Source organism: Pseudomonas izuensis (assembly GCF_002356535.2).
GTDB lineage: Bacteria > Pseudomonadota > Gammaproteobacteria > Pseudomonadales > Pseudomonadaceae > Aquipseudomonas > Aquipseudomonas izuensis.
Window position 1 is genome coordinate 2,176,797 of record NZ_AP017423.2, and the last position, 15,820, is coordinate 2,192,616.

16 protein-coding genes are annotated in these 15,820 nt (G+C 61.3%); 12 read left to right on the forward strand and 4 right to left on the reverse strand.

From position 1 onward, the window contains the following. The 11 genes from LAB08_RS09820 to LAB08_RS09870 all read left to right on the forward strand — a co-directional run bounded on the left by LAB08_RS09820 (position 1) and on the right by LAB08_RS09870 (position 8,223). Positions 1 to 546: a pilus assembly protein gene (locus LAB08_RS09820; RefSeq protein ID WP_096512406.1), complete on the forward strand. Its 546-nt coding sequence runs from the start codon at positions 1 to 3 to the stop codon at positions 544 to 546. Next, positions 533 to 1,081 (forward strand): GspMb/PilO family protein, encoded by a 549-nt coding sequence (locus LAB08_RS09825; RefSeq protein WP_096512405.1) that lies wholly within the window; start codon positions 533 to 535, stop codon positions 1,079 to 1,081. The genes LAB08_RS09820 and LAB08_RS09825 overlap by 14 nt, the downstream gene beginning before the upstream one ends. Continuing rightward, complete coding sequence (locus LAB08_RS09830; protein WP_096512404.1) at positions 1,081 to 1,599, forward strand: hypothetical protein; 519 nt, start codon at positions 1,081 to 1,083, stop codon at positions 1,597 to 1,599. The genes LAB08_RS09825 and LAB08_RS09830 overlap by 1 nt, the downstream gene beginning before the upstream one ends. Next, positions 1,596 to 3,521, forward strand: a complete 1,926-nt coding sequence (locus LAB08_RS09835; protein WP_096512403.1) for a secretin GspD/PilQ domain-containing protein — start codon at positions 1,596 to 1,598, stop codon at positions 3,519 to 3,521. Before LAB08_RS09830 ends, LAB08_RS09835 begins: the two co-directional genes overlap by 4 nt. 2 nt (positions 3,522 to 3,523) lie before the next feature. Next, positions 3,524 to 3,997 (forward strand): type II secretion system protein, encoded by a 474-nt coding sequence (locus tag LAB08_RS09840; RefSeq protein WP_096512402.1) that lies wholly within the window; start codon positions 3,524 to 3,526, stop codon positions 3,995 to 3,997. Between the two features lie 4 nt (positions 3,998 to 4,001). After that, positions 4,002 to 4,376 carry a type II secretion system protein gene (locus LAB08_RS09845; RefSeq protein WP_096512401.1) on the forward strand — a complete coding sequence of 125 codons (375 nt, stop codon included), beginning with the start codon at positions 4,002 to 4,004 and terminating at the stop codon, positions 4,374 to 4,376. Then, on the forward strand, positions 4,351 to 4,890 hold the full coding sequence (locus tag LAB08_RS09850) for a type II secretion system protein (RefSeq protein WP_096512400.1): 540 nt from the start codon (positions 4,351 to 4,353) through the stop codon (positions 4,888 to 4,890). The genes LAB08_RS09845 and LAB08_RS09850 overlap by 26 nt, the downstream gene beginning before the upstream one ends. After that, a complete protein-coding gene (csgE, locus tag LAB08_RS09855) occupies positions 4,887 to 5,276 on the forward strand; it encodes a curli production assembly/transport protein CsgE (protein WP_096512399.1) in 390 nt (129 codons plus the stop codon). The genes LAB08_RS09850 and csgE overlap by 4 nt, the downstream gene beginning before the upstream one ends. Then, positions 5,273 to 5,689, forward strand: a complete 417-nt coding sequence (locus tag LAB08_RS09860) for a curli assembly protein CsgF (protein WP_096512398.1) — start codon at positions 5,273 to 5,275, stop codon at positions 5,687 to 5,689. Before csgE ends, LAB08_RS09860 begins: the two co-directional genes overlap by 4 nt. 28 nt (positions 5,690 to 5,717) lie before the next feature. After that, positions 5,718 to 6,581 carry a CsgG/HfaB family protein gene (locus LAB08_RS09865; protein WP_096512397.1) on the forward strand — a complete coding sequence of 288 codons (864 nt, stop codon included), beginning with the start codon at positions 5,718 to 5,720 and terminating at the stop codon, positions 6,579 to 6,581. Between the two features lie 1,366 nt (positions 6,582 to 7,947). Further along, complete coding sequence (locus LAB08_RS09870) at positions 7,948 to 8,223, forward strand: DUF6124 family protein (RefSeq protein ID WP_096512396.1); 276 nt, start codon at positions 7,948 to 7,950, stop codon at positions 8,221 to 8,223. Between the two features lie 104 nt (positions 8,224 to 8,327). Here LAB08_RS09870 and LAB08_RS09875 read toward each other — a convergent pair whose 3' ends face one another. From LAB08_RS09875 to LAB08_RS09890, 4 genes are all read right to left on the reverse strand, one after another. Continuing rightward, positions 8,328 to 9,776 (reverse strand): curlin, encoded by a 1,449-nt coding sequence (locus tag LAB08_RS09875; protein WP_096512395.1) that lies wholly within the window; start codon positions 9,774 to 9,776, stop codon positions 8,328 to 8,330. Positions 9,777 to 9,803: 27 nt separating this feature from the next. Continuing rightward, positions 9,804 to 10,265: a curlin gene (locus tag LAB08_RS09880; protein WP_096512394.1), complete on the reverse strand. Its 462-nt coding sequence runs from the start codon at positions 10,263 to 10,265 to the stop codon at positions 9,804 to 9,806. A gap of 61 nt (positions 10,266 to 10,326) precedes the next feature. Next, positions 10,327 to 12,576 carry an Ig-like domain-containing protein gene (locus tag LAB08_RS09885; protein ID WP_096512393.1) on the reverse strand — a complete coding sequence of 750 codons (2,250 nt, stop codon included), beginning with the start codon at positions 12,574 to 12,576 and terminating at the stop codon, positions 10,327 to 10,329. Between the two features lie 35 nt (positions 12,577 to 12,611). After that, complete coding sequence (locus LAB08_RS09890) at positions 12,612 to 13,955, reverse strand: hypothetical protein (RefSeq protein ID WP_096512392.1); 1,344 nt, start codon at positions 13,953 to 13,955, stop codon at positions 12,612 to 12,614. 292 nt (positions 13,956 to 14,247) lie between these two features. Between LAB08_RS09890 and LAB08_RS09895 the strand changes: the two genes are divergently transcribed. Further along, positions 14,248 to 15,696, forward strand: a complete 1,449-nt coding sequence (locus tag LAB08_RS09895; protein WP_096512391.1) for an ATP-binding protein — start codon at positions 14,248 to 14,250, stop codon at positions 15,694 to 15,696. Positions 15,697 to 15,820: the final 124 nt, after the last annotated feature.

Sequence of the window (15,820 nt, forward strand, 5' to 3'; positions counted from 1 at the left end):
ATGCGCGCCTTGATGCTCGACTTTCAACCCCGTCACCGCTCGACCCCGCTGGGCTGGAGCCTGTTGGCCGGTGGCGTGGTGCTGGCGCTGACCTGCGTGGTGATCCAGCAACACCTCAGTGTGGAGGCCGAGCAACAGCAAGGTCATCTGCAAACCACCCAGCGCGTCCTCACCGGTGACACCGGCACCAAGGTCAGCCTGACCCCGGCGGAAACCCGCGAACAGGCGCAGAACCTGGCCGAGATGCGCAAGGTGTCGCAGCAATTGCGCCGGCCCTGGGAGCGGCTGTTCGCCACCCTCGAAGCCATGCCCCGCGAGAACATTGCCTTGCTGACCCTGACCCCGGACGCCCGCAAGGGCCAGGTGCGGATCAGCGCCGAGGCGCGGGACCTGGAGGCCATGCTCGATTTTCACCAGCGCCTCGAAGCCACCGACGAGTTGTCCGACGTATCGCTGCTGAGCCACGAAATCGTTGCCAACGTGCCGGAGCAACCTGTCCGGTTCAACTTGTCGGCTACCTGGGAGATTGGCGATGCAAATCCCTAGATTGATCGTCCACGAGTACCTGCAACGCCTGGGCGTGCCTGGCCTGGCGGGGCTGGCCCTGCTGATGCTGGCGTTGACCTGGGGCCTGGCCGGGCTGTTGCCGGACTGGCAATCGTTGCAGAACCTGAGCCAGCAGACCCGCGAAGCCAGCGAGTACCTGGCCAAGGTTGAGGACGGCACTGTGGCCGCCCCGGTGGTGCCGCAACGTCAGCTCGATGATTTCCGCAGCAAGTTGCCGTCGCAGCCCCAGGCGACAGTGGCCATCGACAAGATCTACGCATTGGCCGCCCTGGAGCACATCACCCTGGCACGTGGCGAGTACTCGCTGGGGGTCGATCCCAAGACCCACCTGGCCCGTTATCAGATTCTGCTGCCGGTGCGGGGCAGCTACCCGCAACTGCGGCGCTTCCTGCACGCCTTGCTCCGCCAGTTGCCGGCAGTGGTGGTGGAGGACGTGGAGTTTCAGCGCAAGAAGATCGCCGACACCGACCTGAACGGGCGGATCCGCATGACCCTTTACCTGTCGAGGTCATGATGAACAACAAACGCGCAGTGGGATGGGTGGCGTTCCTCGGTGTGGCCGCGGCGCTGACCTGGTTGCCCGAATATTTCAAACAGGCCGATGACACCGGGGTCGACGTGGCCGCGGTGGCCACGCCTGCCAAAGACAAGGTCCGTGGTGCATTGCCGGCCGCCAAGGCCGCCGAGGCGGCAGCGCAAATCAAGGATTTGAGCCCGGCCGGCGACCTGTTCGCCGCCCGCAGCTGGAAGGCCGCACCGACCCTGGCCAGCGTCACCGAACAAGCTGTCAACGTAGCTCCCGTGGTGCAGGTCCCCACTGCACCGCCAATGCCTTTCCAGTTCATTGGCAAGATGGATGACCGCACCGACCTGCAAGTGTTTTTGCAGAACGGCGAGAAAATCTACGTCGTGCGCAAAGGGGATGTGATCGACGAAACATGGAAGATCGAGGGGATTTCCGATCTGGAACTGAGCCTCGTCTATTTGCCTCTGCATTTGTCCCAGACTCTGTCTGTGGGGAGCGAGCAATGAACAAATCCCGTTTGCTGTTGAGCATTGGTCTGTGTGCCGGGCTGGTCGCGTGCAGTTCTTCGCAGGTTGCCAGGGATGAAGCTTCGGAACTGATGGAGTCGGGTCAGTACGAAGCGGGGCTGGCGCGGATCGAGGAGGGGTTGCGACAAAACCCTCGAGATACCGAATTACACCTGGCACTGAACAGCAACCGTGCCCGTGCGGTGACCACGCTGTTGACCCAGGGCGACATGGACCGTGCCCAGCGCGATTTCGCTTCGGCCCGCATGGCGTACGGCCGGGTGTTGACCATCGAACCGAACAACCGCCGGGCCCAGGACGCGCTGCGCCAGCTCGAGCACATGCGCAACCTGGATGAAAAACTCGAACTGGCCCGTGGCGACCTGCGTCGTGGCGACATCTACGGCGCCGATCGTCAGGTCAAACAGATCCTCGAACTGGACCCGAACAATGAAGGCGCCCTGGCGTTGCAAGGTGACATCCGCCTGGTGCAGAGCCGCAACGTGGTGCCTTATCCACAACTGCGCACCCGCCTGGACAAACCGGTCACCCTGGAGTTTCGCGACGCCAACCTCAAGACCATCTTCGAAGTGCTGTCCCAGGTCGCCGGGTTGAACTTCATCTTCGACAAGGACCTGCGCCCGGACATGAAAGCCACCATCTTCGTGCGTGACGTGCGCATCGAAGACGCCGTGGAACTGCTGCTGCAACAGAACCAGCTGCATCAGAAAGTCGTGAACGAAAACACCCTGCTGATCTACCCGGACACGCCACAGAAACTCAAGGACTATCAGGAGCTGGTGATGCGCACCTTCTACCTGACCAGCATCGATGCCAACACCGCGCTGAACATGGTCAAGACCATGCTCAAGACCCGCGATGTGTTCGTCGATGAACGCCTTAACACCCTGACCATGCGCGACACCGGCGACGCGGTGCGCATGGCCGAAAAACTCCTGCAATCGCAAGACCAGTCCAACCCGGAAGTGGTGCTGGAAGTGGAAGTGATGGAGGTCGCCACCCAGCGCATTCTCGACCTGGGCCTGCAATGGCCGAACACCTTTGGCGTGGTCAACAGCGACGGTTCGGCGGTGAGCATTCTCGATCAGCTCAAGGGCATCAACTCAAGCCGGATCACCATCTCGCCGTCGCCACAGGCCAAGATCAATGCCCAGGACAAGGACATCAACACCCTGGCCAGCCCGGTGATCCGGGTGAGCAACCGCGAACAGGCGCGTATCCACATCGGTCAGCGCGTGCCGATCATCAGCGCCACCTCGGTGCCGTCGACCCAGGGACCGGTGATCACCGAAAGCGTGACATACCTCGATGTCGGTCTGAAACTGGAGGTGCAGCCAACCGTGCACCTGAACAATGAAGTGGCGATCAAGGTCGCCCTGGAGGTCAGTAACGCCACGCCGCTGGAACCGACGCGCCAAGGCACGATTCCGGTTCAGGTCGACACCCGCAACGCCCAGACCACCCTGCGTTTGCATGATGGCGAAACCCAGATCCTGGCCGGGCTGATGCGTAACGACCATGGCGCCACCGGCAACAAGATTCCGGGCCTGGGCGACATTCCCGGCCTGGGTCGCCTGTTCGGCAGCAACAAGGATGACGTCAGCAAATCCGAACTGGTGCTGTCGATTACGCCACGGATCGTGCGCAACCTGCCGTACCAGAGCCCGTCGGACATGGAATTCCCCACCGGCACCGAAACCAGCATGCACATTCAGGCGCCGGACCGCCGGCTGGAAACGCCGACCCAACCTGAGACTCCGGAACAACCTCTGTCTTCGGTACAGGCTAAGTCTTTGGTACAGGCTAAGCCTTCGGTACAGGCTAAGCCTTCGGTGCAGGCTGAGCCTATCGGTCGGCCAGTCACCGCAACCAACGTGCAAGTCAGCGTCGGGAAGCCTTGATCATGAACGCCTCGCAACGCGGTTTTACCTTGATCGAAGTCGTGGTGACGCTGGCCCTGATCGGCCTGTTGGCCGGCATGGCCGCGCCGCTGACCGAGACCGTGGTGCGCCGGGGCAAAGAGCAGGATCTGCGCACCGCGCTGTACCAGATCCGCGATGCCATCGACGCCTACAAACGGGCCTTCGATGCGGGCTACATCGAGAAGACGCTCGACAGCAACGGCTACCCGCCCAACCTGAAAGTGCTGGTCGATGGCGTGCGTGATGTACGCAGTGCCAAGGGTGCGAAGTTCTACTTCCTGCGACGCATTCCCCACGACCCGCTGGCGGCGGTCAAGCGTGACGACGAAGGTGGCTGGGGCTTGCGTGCTTATGACAGTTCGGCTGAGAACCCACGGGATGGCCAGGACGTCTTTGACGTCTACTCCAAGGCCCGTGGCAAGGGCCTCAACGGCATCGCCTACCGGGAGTGGTGAGCATATGCGTCGGGAAAAGGGTTTTACCCTGCTGGAACTGATGGTGGTCATGGCAATCATCGCGACCCTGATGACCATCGCCTTGCCACGTTATTTCAACAGCCTGGAGGCCTCGAAAGAGACCACCTTGCGCCAGAGCCTGTCGGCGATGCGCGAAGCGCTGGACCACTACTACGGCGACACCGGGCGCTACCCCGACTCCCTCGACCAACTGGTCGAGCTGCGTTACCTGCGCAACTCGCCGATGGACCCGATCGCCGAGCGCAAGGACACCTGGGTCATGGTGGCGCCGCCTGACGGCGTGGCCGGTGGGGTGGCCGATATCAAGAGTGGTGCCACAGGGAGGGCGCGTGATGGCAGCCTTTATTCCGAGTGGTAGGCCTGCTGCAGAGGACGGTTTCACCTACCTGGGTGTGCTGTTCCTGATCATGATGATGGGCATGGCCTTGGCCAGTGCCGGCGAATTGTGGGCGACCGCCGCACGGCGTGACCGCGAACGCCAGTTGCTGTGGGTCGGCACCCAGTACGCCCAGGCACTGCGCAGCTACTACCGCAGTTCGCCAGGCCTGGCCCAGTACCCGAAAGACCTCGCCGACCTGTTGCAGGACGAGCGGTTTCCCAGCGCCAGGCACCATATCCGCCAGCTCTATCCAGACCCGATGGGCAATGGCGAATGGTTCCTGATGCGCGGCTTCGACGGACGCATCACCGGCATCAGCAGTGCGTCCACGGACAAGCCGCTGAAACAGACGAATTTTCCCACCCAGTGGTCTGACTTCAACGGCATGGCCAGCTACAAGGACTGGCAGTTCGTCGCCGAGAAGGCCTTTACCGACGGCGCGTCGGGGCCGGTGAAAGCTCAGTCCACGGCACCTCAGGCGTTGCAGCCATGAACCGCTTCTGTGTGGCGCTGATCCTGGTGTTGAGCACCGGCGTGGCCTCTGCGGGCGAGGAGGACGAGATGCTGGGTTTCATCATCGACGACACGATCTCGCATATCGGCCATGACTTTTATTACTCATTCAGTGAACGCCTGCGCGCCACCAGCCCGATGGATTTCAACCTGGTGGTACGCGAACGACCTTCGGCTCGCTGGGGCAGCCTGGTGACCGTGGAGTATCAACAACACTTGGTTTATCGGCGCTTCCTGCCGCCGAACACCGTGGACCTCAAGGACGACGCCTATAACGCCGCCGACTGGGTACGCGGGCAGATTACCCAGCGCAGGCTGGAGACCTTGTTACAGGACACCACGGACCTTGAGAGGGACGAACTATGAAAACGAAAACGTTTTTGCAGCATGCGAGCTGGTGCTTGCTGGGGCTTGGAAGCTGTGCACTGATCCAGGCCACGGAACTGGTCTACACGCCCATCAACCCCTCGTTCGGCGGCAACCCGTTGAACGGCACCTGGCTGCTCAACAACGCCCAGGCGCAGAACGACTTCGACGACCCAGACTTGAAAAACCGCACCTCGGCGGCCGGGACTTCGGCCCTGGACCGTTTCACCGCGCAGTTGCAATCGCGGTTGCTGGGGCAATTGATGGACAACATTTCTACCGGCAACACCGGAAGCCTGTCCACGGACGCATTTATCGTCAACGTCGTCGACGACTCAGGGCAGTTGACGATTGAAGTGACTGACCGGGCGACGGGTGAGCTTTCGGAAATCAAGGTCAATGGCCTGAATTAATAGGGATTTGGGACGGGGAGTTAAGGACATGAAAAAAATAATAGCGCTAGGGCTGATGTTGGCGGCATTACAAGGGTGTGCACTGCACGAGCCATTGCCGGCCGAGCAAGACCCGAAAATCCCGACCCTGACCCCCAGGGCCTCGACCTACTATGACCTGATCAACATGCCACGGCCCAAGGGCCGGTTGATGGCCGTGGTGTACGGCTTCCGTGACCAGACCGGACAGTACAAGCCGACCCCGGCCAGTTCGTTTTCCACCAGCGTCACCCAGGGCGCGGCGAGCATGTTGATGGACGCCTTGCAGGCCAGCGGCTGGTTCGTGGTGCTGGAGCGCGAGGGGCTGCAGAACCTGCTGACCGAACGCAAGATCATCCGCGCCTCGCAAAAGAAGCCGAACACCCCGGTGAACATCCAGGCTGAACTGCCACCGCTGCAAGCGGCGAACATGATGCTCGAGGGCGGGATCATCGCCTACGACACCAACGTCAAGAGCGGCGGGGAAGGGGCACGCTACCTGGGCATCGACATCTCTCGTGAATATCGGGTGGACCAGGTCACGGTCAACCTGCGGGCGGTTGATGTGCGCAGCGGGCAGGTACTGGCCAACGTGATGACCAGCAAGACCATCTACTCCGTGGCCCGCAGTGCCGGGGTGTTCAAATTCATCGAGTTCAAGAAGCTGCTGGAAGCCGAGGCCGGCTACACCACCAACGAACCGGCGCAGTTGTGTGTGCTGTCGGCGATCGAGGCGGCGGTGGGGCATATGCTGGCGCAGGGGATCGAGCGGCATTTGTGGCAGGTGGCCGGGGATAACACGCCCGTGGCTGATGCGACGCTGGATCGTTACCTGACGCAGAACAAGGTGACGCCTGAGGGTGAAGATCAGTGAACGAGGCGGCCTTCGGGCCGACCTGGTTCTTGTTGCTGCGCACGATCCGCTTCTGTAGGAGCTGGCTTGTCGGGTCGCCGCATCGCAGCGAAGGCGGCCTGCGAGTCGACCTGACTTTCACGGCTGTACCCGGTTCAACTGTAGGAGCTGGCTTGCCAGCGAAGGGGGCCTACAAGCCGACCTGACTTTCACGGATGTACCCGGTTCAACTGTAGGAGCTGGCTTGTCGGGTCGCCGCATCGCAGCGAAGACGGCCTACGAGTCGACCTGAATGTTGTTGACCGCTTACATATCCATTCCTGCGGCAACGGCCACCTATGGTTCCGCTCTTACAGCGGGTCACTTGGAAAAACGGAACGCCGCCCGGCCCTAAGTAACCAAGGGCTCTTGCCCCTTTCGTTCGGTGCCTCGCCCAGGCTCGGCATTCCCTCGCTCCGGTCCTGCTCCGTGGGCCCGCCGCGATCGGCCATCCTTGGCCGGGCGCGGCTAACCCGGCATCCATGCCGGGTTGCCCACTGCGCAGAACCTGCACTCGGCCTCTCGAGGGTGCAAGAAGATCAAAAGCCAAAGCGAGGCGGCCTGACAGCCGACCTGGCTTTTGTGGATGTACTCCGGACCAAACTGTAGGAGCTGGCTTGCCAGCGAAGGCGGCCTGCGAGCCGACCTGACTTTCACGGATGTACCCGGTTCAACTGTAGGAGCTGGCTTGCCAGCGAAGACGGTCTACGAGCTGACCTGACTTTTGCGGGCGCACCCATCCCCTGTGGGAGCTGGCTTGCCAGCGATGGCGGCCTGCGAGCCGACCTGACTTTCACGGATGTACCCGGTTCAACTGTAGGAGCTGGCTTGCCAGCGAAGGCGGCCTACGAGCCGACCTGACATTCGCGGCTTCACCTGATCCCCATGTGAGCGAGCCTGCTCGCTCCCGTTCGGCTGCGCATCAGTCGTAAATCCATTGAACGCGGTGTGTCTGGTCAAACCGTATCGCCTGATTTCGGGGCCGCTTCGCGCCCCAGCGCGAGCAAGCTCGCTCGCCACGGGGGTTTGTGGTTGCAGGAAATTTCTTAGGACTCGGAGCAAGGCTACATCGCCTTGCGTCGCTGCCTACAACTACGCCAGAATCCGCCGGCTTGTTTGCTTTGGCCTTGGTCTCTATCGTTTCCGTGTCGCTGTCAATTCAGCGATCGGGTTTAGCAGCTCGGTAACTATCAAGGCGCGCCAGTGTCACCCCGTTATGGTGACTGTGCGTGGGGCACTTCGGTGCGCCGGGTTCCTTGATCCCTGGTCTGCTAACCCGCGTACAGTCGCCACCTCTTCGTTTAGCAGCGATGTTTGGCGGCTCCACTGATGATCAAGGAGCTTCACCATGCCCAAGCCCACCCCCAATCCCCCCGAATCCCCAACCGAAACCCCCACCCCCCACAACCCCAGCACCCTCTTTCATATCGCCCCAAACATCCGCACCGAAGACCTGCTCGCCCACGCCTGCGAATCCCTGGCCTCCGCCAGTGTCATGACCAGCGATCTGGCCACCTTTCTGGACGGCCCGCAGCGCAGCACGTTACTGGGCATCCACCAAGTAATCATGCTGGCGGATCTGGCGGTGAATCGGGCTTTGGATAACCTCGATCCACAAGGTTGACCTGTAGGAGCAGCCTTCGGCAGCTCCTACAAAGAGCTATATGTACAGCCATAAAAAAACCGCGACCCTCCCCCAAGAGCCGCGGTTTTTTTCATGCCACACAATTATTGTTGCATCACGGTTGCCTGGTTGTAGTTGCCGGTCTGTTGAATGGTGGCGGTCTGGGTCATGCCGCTCTGGTCCACATTGGCGATGTTGCCGGTGCCGCCCTGGGTGACGTAGGCCACGTTCATGGTGTCAGCCTGCTTGACGGTGATCATGTTGTCGTCGCCCCACAGCTGTGTGGTGTACGCCTGGTTGCCGGTGCCTTCCTGGTTGAACTCGGTGCTGTTGCCTGTGCCGTTGGTGGTGCCCTGGGCCAGGTTGGTGGTGCCGCGCTGGTCGGCGATCAGGATGTTGTCGGTGCCGTTTTGGTCGAAGTACAGCTCGTTATAGGAATCGGCCTGGCTGATCGTGGTTTTGTTGCCGTAGCCAGTCTGGTTGGTGGTCATGACTTGGCCGACGCCATCCTGTTTGAAGCTGGCGACGTTGCCGTCGCCGTTCTGTTTGACGGTGGCGAGCTGGTTGTAGCCGAATTGACCGCCCAGTTGCGGGCCTTTCCAGTTGCTGGCGTAGACCTTGTTGTCGTTACCCACCGAGGTGGCGTTGATGACCTGGCTGTCGCCGCTCTGGTAGGTGAAGTGCACGTTGCCGTTGCCCTGTTGATAGAGCGTGACGAGGGAATTGAGGGATTCGAACTGGTCGGCATAGATGGCGTTGAGGTCGCCGACTTGCAGCACATTGGCCACGTTGTTTTCGCCGAAGCTCTGGTCGACGATGGTTTCGTTGGTGTTGCCGTACTGGTTGATGGTGACCTGGCTGGTGAGTTGGGTGTCTTGCCAGACTTCGGAGCCGTTGCCGTCGCCATATTGGTTGATGGCTTGGGTGCCGCCTTCACTGTAGCGCTGGTCGCCGTAGGCATAGTTGCTGGTGCCGGCCTGGTTGATGTCGATCTGGCCGGCCATCTGGCCGATTTGTTCGGCGGTGGCGTAGTTGGTGGTGCCGTACTGGATGATCACCGCGTTATTGGCCGTGCCGAGCTGGATCTGTTCGATGTTGGCTTCGTTGCCGTCACCGTACTGGTAAGTCCTGCCGGAAGTGCCGTCCTGGCTGTCCTGATAGACGAACGAGAAGTTGCCGCTGCCTTGCTGTTGTTGCAAGGCTTCGCTGGCACCCACACCGATCGACTGGCTGGCATGGCTGGTGTTGTAGCTGCCGACCTGGTCCTGGGTGATGGTGCTGCCGTCTTCGTACAGCTGCTCGGCGTAGCCGGCGTTGTAGTCGCCGGTCTGGGTCTGGGTAATGGTGGTGGTGGCCGTGTCTTGCACGGCTGCTGCGTTGTTGCCCTGGCCCAGTTGCTGTTGGGTGATGGTACTGAACGGTGCCGCGTTTTGCTTCACATCGGCAATGTTGGCGTCACCGCTCTGGTTTTGGGTGGACACGCTGTCGTCGGCCATCGCCTGGGCGCTGACAATGACCAGCATGGCGGCGGTAAGGGGCGCAAGTTTGAACATGATGGAACCTCCAAAGGGTGCAGTGCTTTAGCGAAATTGAGTGACCGATACGCTCATTCCATTTCCTGCCTGGGTCACAGCACTTTGCTGCCCCGTGCCGGCCTGGACGATGTTGGCGTCGTTGTTGTTGCCGTTCTGGGATATCTGCGCGCGGTTGTGGCTGCCGGTCTGGGTGATGGACGCGGCATTGCCGGAACCTTGCTGGTTGATCAAGGCCATCAGGTCGCTGCCTTGTTGCAGGATGTAGGCTTCCTGATTGCTGCCGGACTGCACGATCTCGCCGAGCAGCGATTGGCCGTTCTGTTGCAACAGCGCGATGTTGGCCAGGCCGTTCTGGTCGATCAGTGCATGCTGGCCCACCGGTGGTGGCAGCTCGCCCAGGTCGGCGGCAGGCGCCAGGTCATCGTTTTCCATCAAGTCGTCGGCACGCACGCCTGTGCTGCTGCAAAGCAGGAGCAGGCAGAGCAGGGCGGTGGTCGGCGTTTTCATGGTGTCTTCCTTTTCACGAGAGGCTCGCCCCATTCACTCACCGAGTGAATGGGGCGAGGGCTCAGTTCGAGATCACTTGCACTGTGCGCACGGTGCCTTGGGACGAGGTGATGGTGGCGGTCGGGTTAGTCGATGGAACCACCGTGGTGAGGTTGTTCGCCGTGAACCTCCAGCGACCGGTCACCGGCACTGTGGTAGTGCCCAGGGTTTGCAGCCCGGTCGGGGTGGTGACCTGGATGGTGATGGTGTTGCCGGTGGTCACCGACGAGGTGCCCGCAAAGTCCCAGGTGAAGCGGTTGTTGGAGCGGGCCGACACCGTGGCCGTGGTCACCGCGAAGGTTTCCGCGGCTGGCTTCGGCGAGACTTGCACCGTGACCGTGGCCGGCGACACCGACACAGCACCGAGGCTGTCCCGGGCGAAGTAGGTGAAGGTCGTGGTGAAGGCCGTGGTGACCGAAGCCGGTGGGGTGTAGGTCAGGACGGTGTTATCAGGGCTAAGGGTGACAGTGCCGCGAGTTGGCGGTGTGAAGCTGCTGACCGTCAGCGGCAAGTTGCCTTCCGGATCGGTGTCGTTGGCCAGCACACTGATTGGAATGGCCACACCCAGGGTCGTGACGCTGTCAGCCACCGCCGTCGGAGCCTTGTTACCCGCCACGGTGATGGTCACCGTCGCCGGGGTGGTCGAGGCCAGGCCCTTGGCGTCTTGAGCCTTGTAGGTGAAAGTCACGGTCAACGGACCGTTGCCCGTCGTTGGTGGGGTGTAGACGACCGCTGACGTACCATTCAGCGCCACGGTGCCCCCGCCGATCGCTGGAGTCAACGCGGTGATGGTCAGTGGCGTGTTGCCGTCCGGATCGGTGTCGTTGGCCAGCAGGTTGAGGGTGATCGGCACCCCGATGCTGGTACTGGCGGAGTCGGCACGGGCGATCGGCGCCTGGTTCTCACCGGTATCCGGCGCAGACCCAACCACTACGACCGTCTCGGTATCACTGCCGCCCGCCGCGGACTTGACGGTGACACTGGCCGGAGGCTGCTTCAGATCGGAGACGGTCAGGCTTTGCAGTGTCCCGGCTTTTGTCAGGCGTCCGTAACCTTGGGCAACCATGTCTGGCACGACCACTTCATCGGTGGACGTGGCTTCGATCAGCAGGCTGTGATTGCTCCAGTTGTAGCGGGCGGTCTGGACTTTCACCAGGTCGGTGAGTTTGCTCGATACAGAGGTCGGGCGGGTGGTTCCGGCCGGATTGGTGGCGGTGAGCACCACCACCGCAGGCACGGGGCCATCGATCTGATGCTGCTCAAAAAACAGGCCGTTGTTATCACCCCGCATGTTGATCAGGCATGGCGTAGGCGGTGTGGCGGGTACCAGGGCGACGGTTTCGCGGAAACACAGCTTCGAGCTGTTGCTGGCTTTGCCGAAGACTTCGACCTGGGTGCTGACGCCGGTGCCGGTACCCGAGGGGGTGCGCCGGTAGGTTGCACGGCTAAGGTCCACCTGTGTTTGCGCACGGCTGTCGAGGACTTTACCTGCCACGGTGAACAGGTTGGTCTCGATGGTCCCGGCCGGACCCTGGATGCGCACAAAGTTGGTGTTATTGGGGCTGCCGGTGACCTGTTCGGTGAGGTTCGGGTCGCCGACAAAGGTTTCGATAGCGCCGGTGTCCGGGTTCATTTCGGTGTAGGGGCCCCTGATGCTGCGCAGGAATGGCCCGATGGCACCGTTCAATGCCCCGCTGAAATTCCCCTGCGCACCGATGCCGATGTCCCGGGTGATGTTGATGGCGCGACGACCGGGTGTCGTGACGTTCACCGTCTCCACGCCATAGGGGTGGGTGATGGTGTAGGTCCCGGCGACGGGCACGTTAATCCGCATGCGAATCCGCGCAAAACTGATTTGATCGCCATCGAGCGGATTGCCACCGGCGAATGCCGCTTCAATACCGGCCACGTAGGCGTCCATTCCATAACCGGCGGCGTTGTTGGGGATGTTGGTTTCGGCAAGGAACCAGAAAGCTTCGTCTGGCCAGTTATCCGGGAACACCATCGGCAGGGTGTCGTCGAAAATGCCCGGGGTCGGCAGCAGGGTGCACATGTAGGCCGGTGGTGTGGTGGCTCCCACTCGCGAGCTGGTGGCCCGGGACTGGCACAGTTCCATCGACAGCTGATTTTTGTCCTGATACCAGATCGGGAATTTACCCGTAGCAAAGGTATAGGGGCCGGGGTCGACGGCAGCCAATTGCGCGAAAGCACTGCCGGACAGCGATAGAGTCAGTCCCAGGGCGTTGAGCGCCAGGCGTGGCAATTTATTCATGATGCCTCCTGATGAGGATCTGGTCATGTGAGTGTTCATTGCACGATGACCACTTCTTCGGTATCGCTGCCGCCATTGGATGACGTCACCTGGACCTTGGCCGGAGGAATCGGTGAAATTCCGGTGGACAAGGTCTGCACCGCGCCGCCGCTGAGGGCGCCGATCAGGGCACCCGAGCCGGTGGTGGCGGTGAGTACCGGTGGCGATGTTTCATCGCTGGTCGAAGCCTCAACGGTGATTTTTCCGGAGCTCAGGCTGTACTCGGCACGTGAGATCACCACCAGGTCGGTCAACGGCGAAGGCAACGTTGTCGGCGTACTGCTGGGGATGGCCAGGTGGTTGTCGGCGGTCACCTGCAGGGTGCTCGGTAACGTCGGGTTGGTTGCCGACTGGGCGTACCAGTGGCCTGTGCTGTCAGCTTCGGTCAGGCTCAGCGCAGGGTTGTTGCTGTCCAGCGTCACGGTGGCTGGCAGTGGCGGGGCCATGACGAACACGTCCTGCTGGGCCACCGGCGCACTTGTGCCTGCCTTGCGCGAGTAAGTGCTGCGCTCGGTGATCATCGGAGTGGGGCGCACCACCGTCGACAACTTGCCGGAAATGGCCATCACCGTCGTGCGCAAGTCCAGCCCGTTAGGCCCTTCGATGCGGATGTAGTTGGTGTTGAACGGGCTGCCGGTAAAGGCTTCTGAAAGGTTCGGGTCACCAACGAATTGCTCGGCCTGACCGGTGACCGGGTTGGTCTCGGTGTAAGGGCCGCTGAGGCTGCGCAGGAAGGGACCGACGTCACCCTTGAGCGCGCCGTCGTAGGTTTTTGGCGCGCCGATGCCGATGTCCCGGGTCATGTTGATCGCGCGCTTCCCTCCGGCGGGAACGTCGAATATGTCGACGCCGTAGGGGTGGGTGATGGTGTAGGTGCCGGCGGTGGGCACGTCGACCCGAATACGGATACGGGCGAAACTGATCTGGTCGCCTTCGAGCGGGTCGCCTCCGCTGAAGGCGGCCTCGAGGGCGCTGACATAGGTCAGGTCGATACCTCGGGCGGCGTCGACGATGGATCCGTCGCCGGAGAACCAGAACGCTTCATCGGGAAAATTGCCCGGGAAAACGACGGGTTGGGTGTCATCGAAAATGCCGGGGTTTGGCAGCAAATTGCACATGTAGGTTGGAGCGCCCGGAGCGCTTGGAACCCTGGAACTGACAGCCTTGGACAGGCACAGGTCGAGGGTTCGACCATGGGTGTCCTGATACCAGGAAGCGAAGTTACCAGTGGTTGGCAGGTAGGGTCCCTTGTCTACAGCAAACAGTGCAGCCTGCGCAACGCCTTGGGCCAGAGCGGTCACGACCAGGACGGTCGCGGTCTTGGACAGTAAAGGGTGCATGAGTAATCCCTCTATCAAAGTACCTGCCCCTTGGATATGGGTCAGTTGGCAGGACTTCGGCAACTCCCATGCCAATAAGCAAAATTGGCCGTGAGAGGCCCGGTATACAGGCGTTCACCAGGCAAAGGGAGCCGCTTCCCCCACTAGTACTAATGGGCCTCTTTCCCCAGGTTTGGGGGTGGATGGGGGCAGCAGGACAGGGTGGGGAAAGTGGGGAGAAAGGCACCCACAATCGGGCAAACGGCTAGCACTGGGCTATAAACCTATAGGGGCAGTCCGGGACAATACCTACATGACCACGCTGGCAAGAACGCTTGAATCCGACAAGGGCGATATTCGCTTGAGCACGCGCAAACAGCCGTTCAATCTGCTGCGCTGGTTTTCGCTCATCAGCATGGCGGTGATCGGCACCGTGGCGGTGGCGTTGGGTTCGGTGTCGACCAAGTTCGTGATTACCGAAAGCGTGCAGCGCGATGCACTGCTGACGTCGCAGTTCATTCAGGCGATTGCCTCGGCCGAAGTACGCCATGTGTCGATTCCCAATGTGCGGACCATGGGCGAGATGCTGGATCCACGCAAGGACCGGGACTTTCCCGACGTCGATCCGCAGGCGCGAGCCGATGTCCGTGGCGAGTTCCTCGACCACATCGAACACTTACCGGACGTGATCCTCGCCAACATTTATGCCCCCGACCGCATGGTGATCTGGTCGACCAACCCGGCGTTGATGGGCACCACCATCCATGCCGACGAGGACCTCGATCGAGCCTTCCTTAATAAGACGCCGGTGTCGGCCAGTTACCACGATGTGGACAAGTCGCGCATGGAGCAGAAGTTCGTCACCCCACCGGAATACATCTTCATCGAGAACTACATTCCGCTGTTTGACGCCGACGGCAAGACCGTCACGGCAATGGTCGAGATCTACAAGGAACCCAAGGACCTGATCAGCCGCATGGAGCGTGGCCTGGTGATGATCTGGCTGGCCACGGCCCTGGGCGGCGGCCTGATTTATTTCGGGTTGTACTGGATCGTGCGCCGTGCGGCGATTTTGCTGGCGACGCAGCAAAAGCAACTGATCACCAATGAGACCTTCGTTGCCCTGGGCGAGATGTCATCGGCGGTGGCCCACAGTCTGCGCAATCCTTTGGCGACCATTCGCTCAAGCGCCGAACTGGCGCTGGAGTTCGACAGTGGCCCGGCGCACAAGAACATCAAGGACATCATTAACCAGGTCGATCGCATGTCGACCTGGGTACGGGAGTTGCTGCAATCCCTGAGGCCGCTCAATGACGATGCCGAGCCGGTCAATCTGGTGGCGGCTTTGTATGACAGCCTGATGGCCTTCGAACAACAGATCGCCAAGGCCCGGGTGAGGGTGGTATTCGAACCCAAAGAGACACCCATGGTGATGAGCCAGCAGGTGCAGCTGACGCAAATCCTCAACAGTTTGCTGGCCAATGCGCTGGAGGCCATGGACGAAGACGGTACCCTGGCCATCACCCTGGAGCGGTCCCATTCCCATGACGTCAGCGTGGTGGTCAGCGACACCGGCAAAGGCATGAGCGAAGAGCAACGCAATATGGCGTTCCGGCCATTTTTCACCACCAAGCAGGGTGGGCTCGGTGTCGGGCTGGTGCTGGTCAAGCGGATCATGGAGCGTTTCGGCGGCGCGGTGACCCTCGACAGCCGTGAAGGCGAGGGCACCCGTGTCCGTTTGTTGTTCAGGTTGGTTCCCTGAAGCAAGGATACGCGTACCCCCTGTAGGAGCTGGCTTGCCAGCGAAAGCGTTCTTCCTGACCCACCGCCTTCGCTGCGGTGCAGCGATCCGACGAGCCAGCCCCTACAAAGGATCGCGCTGTCTG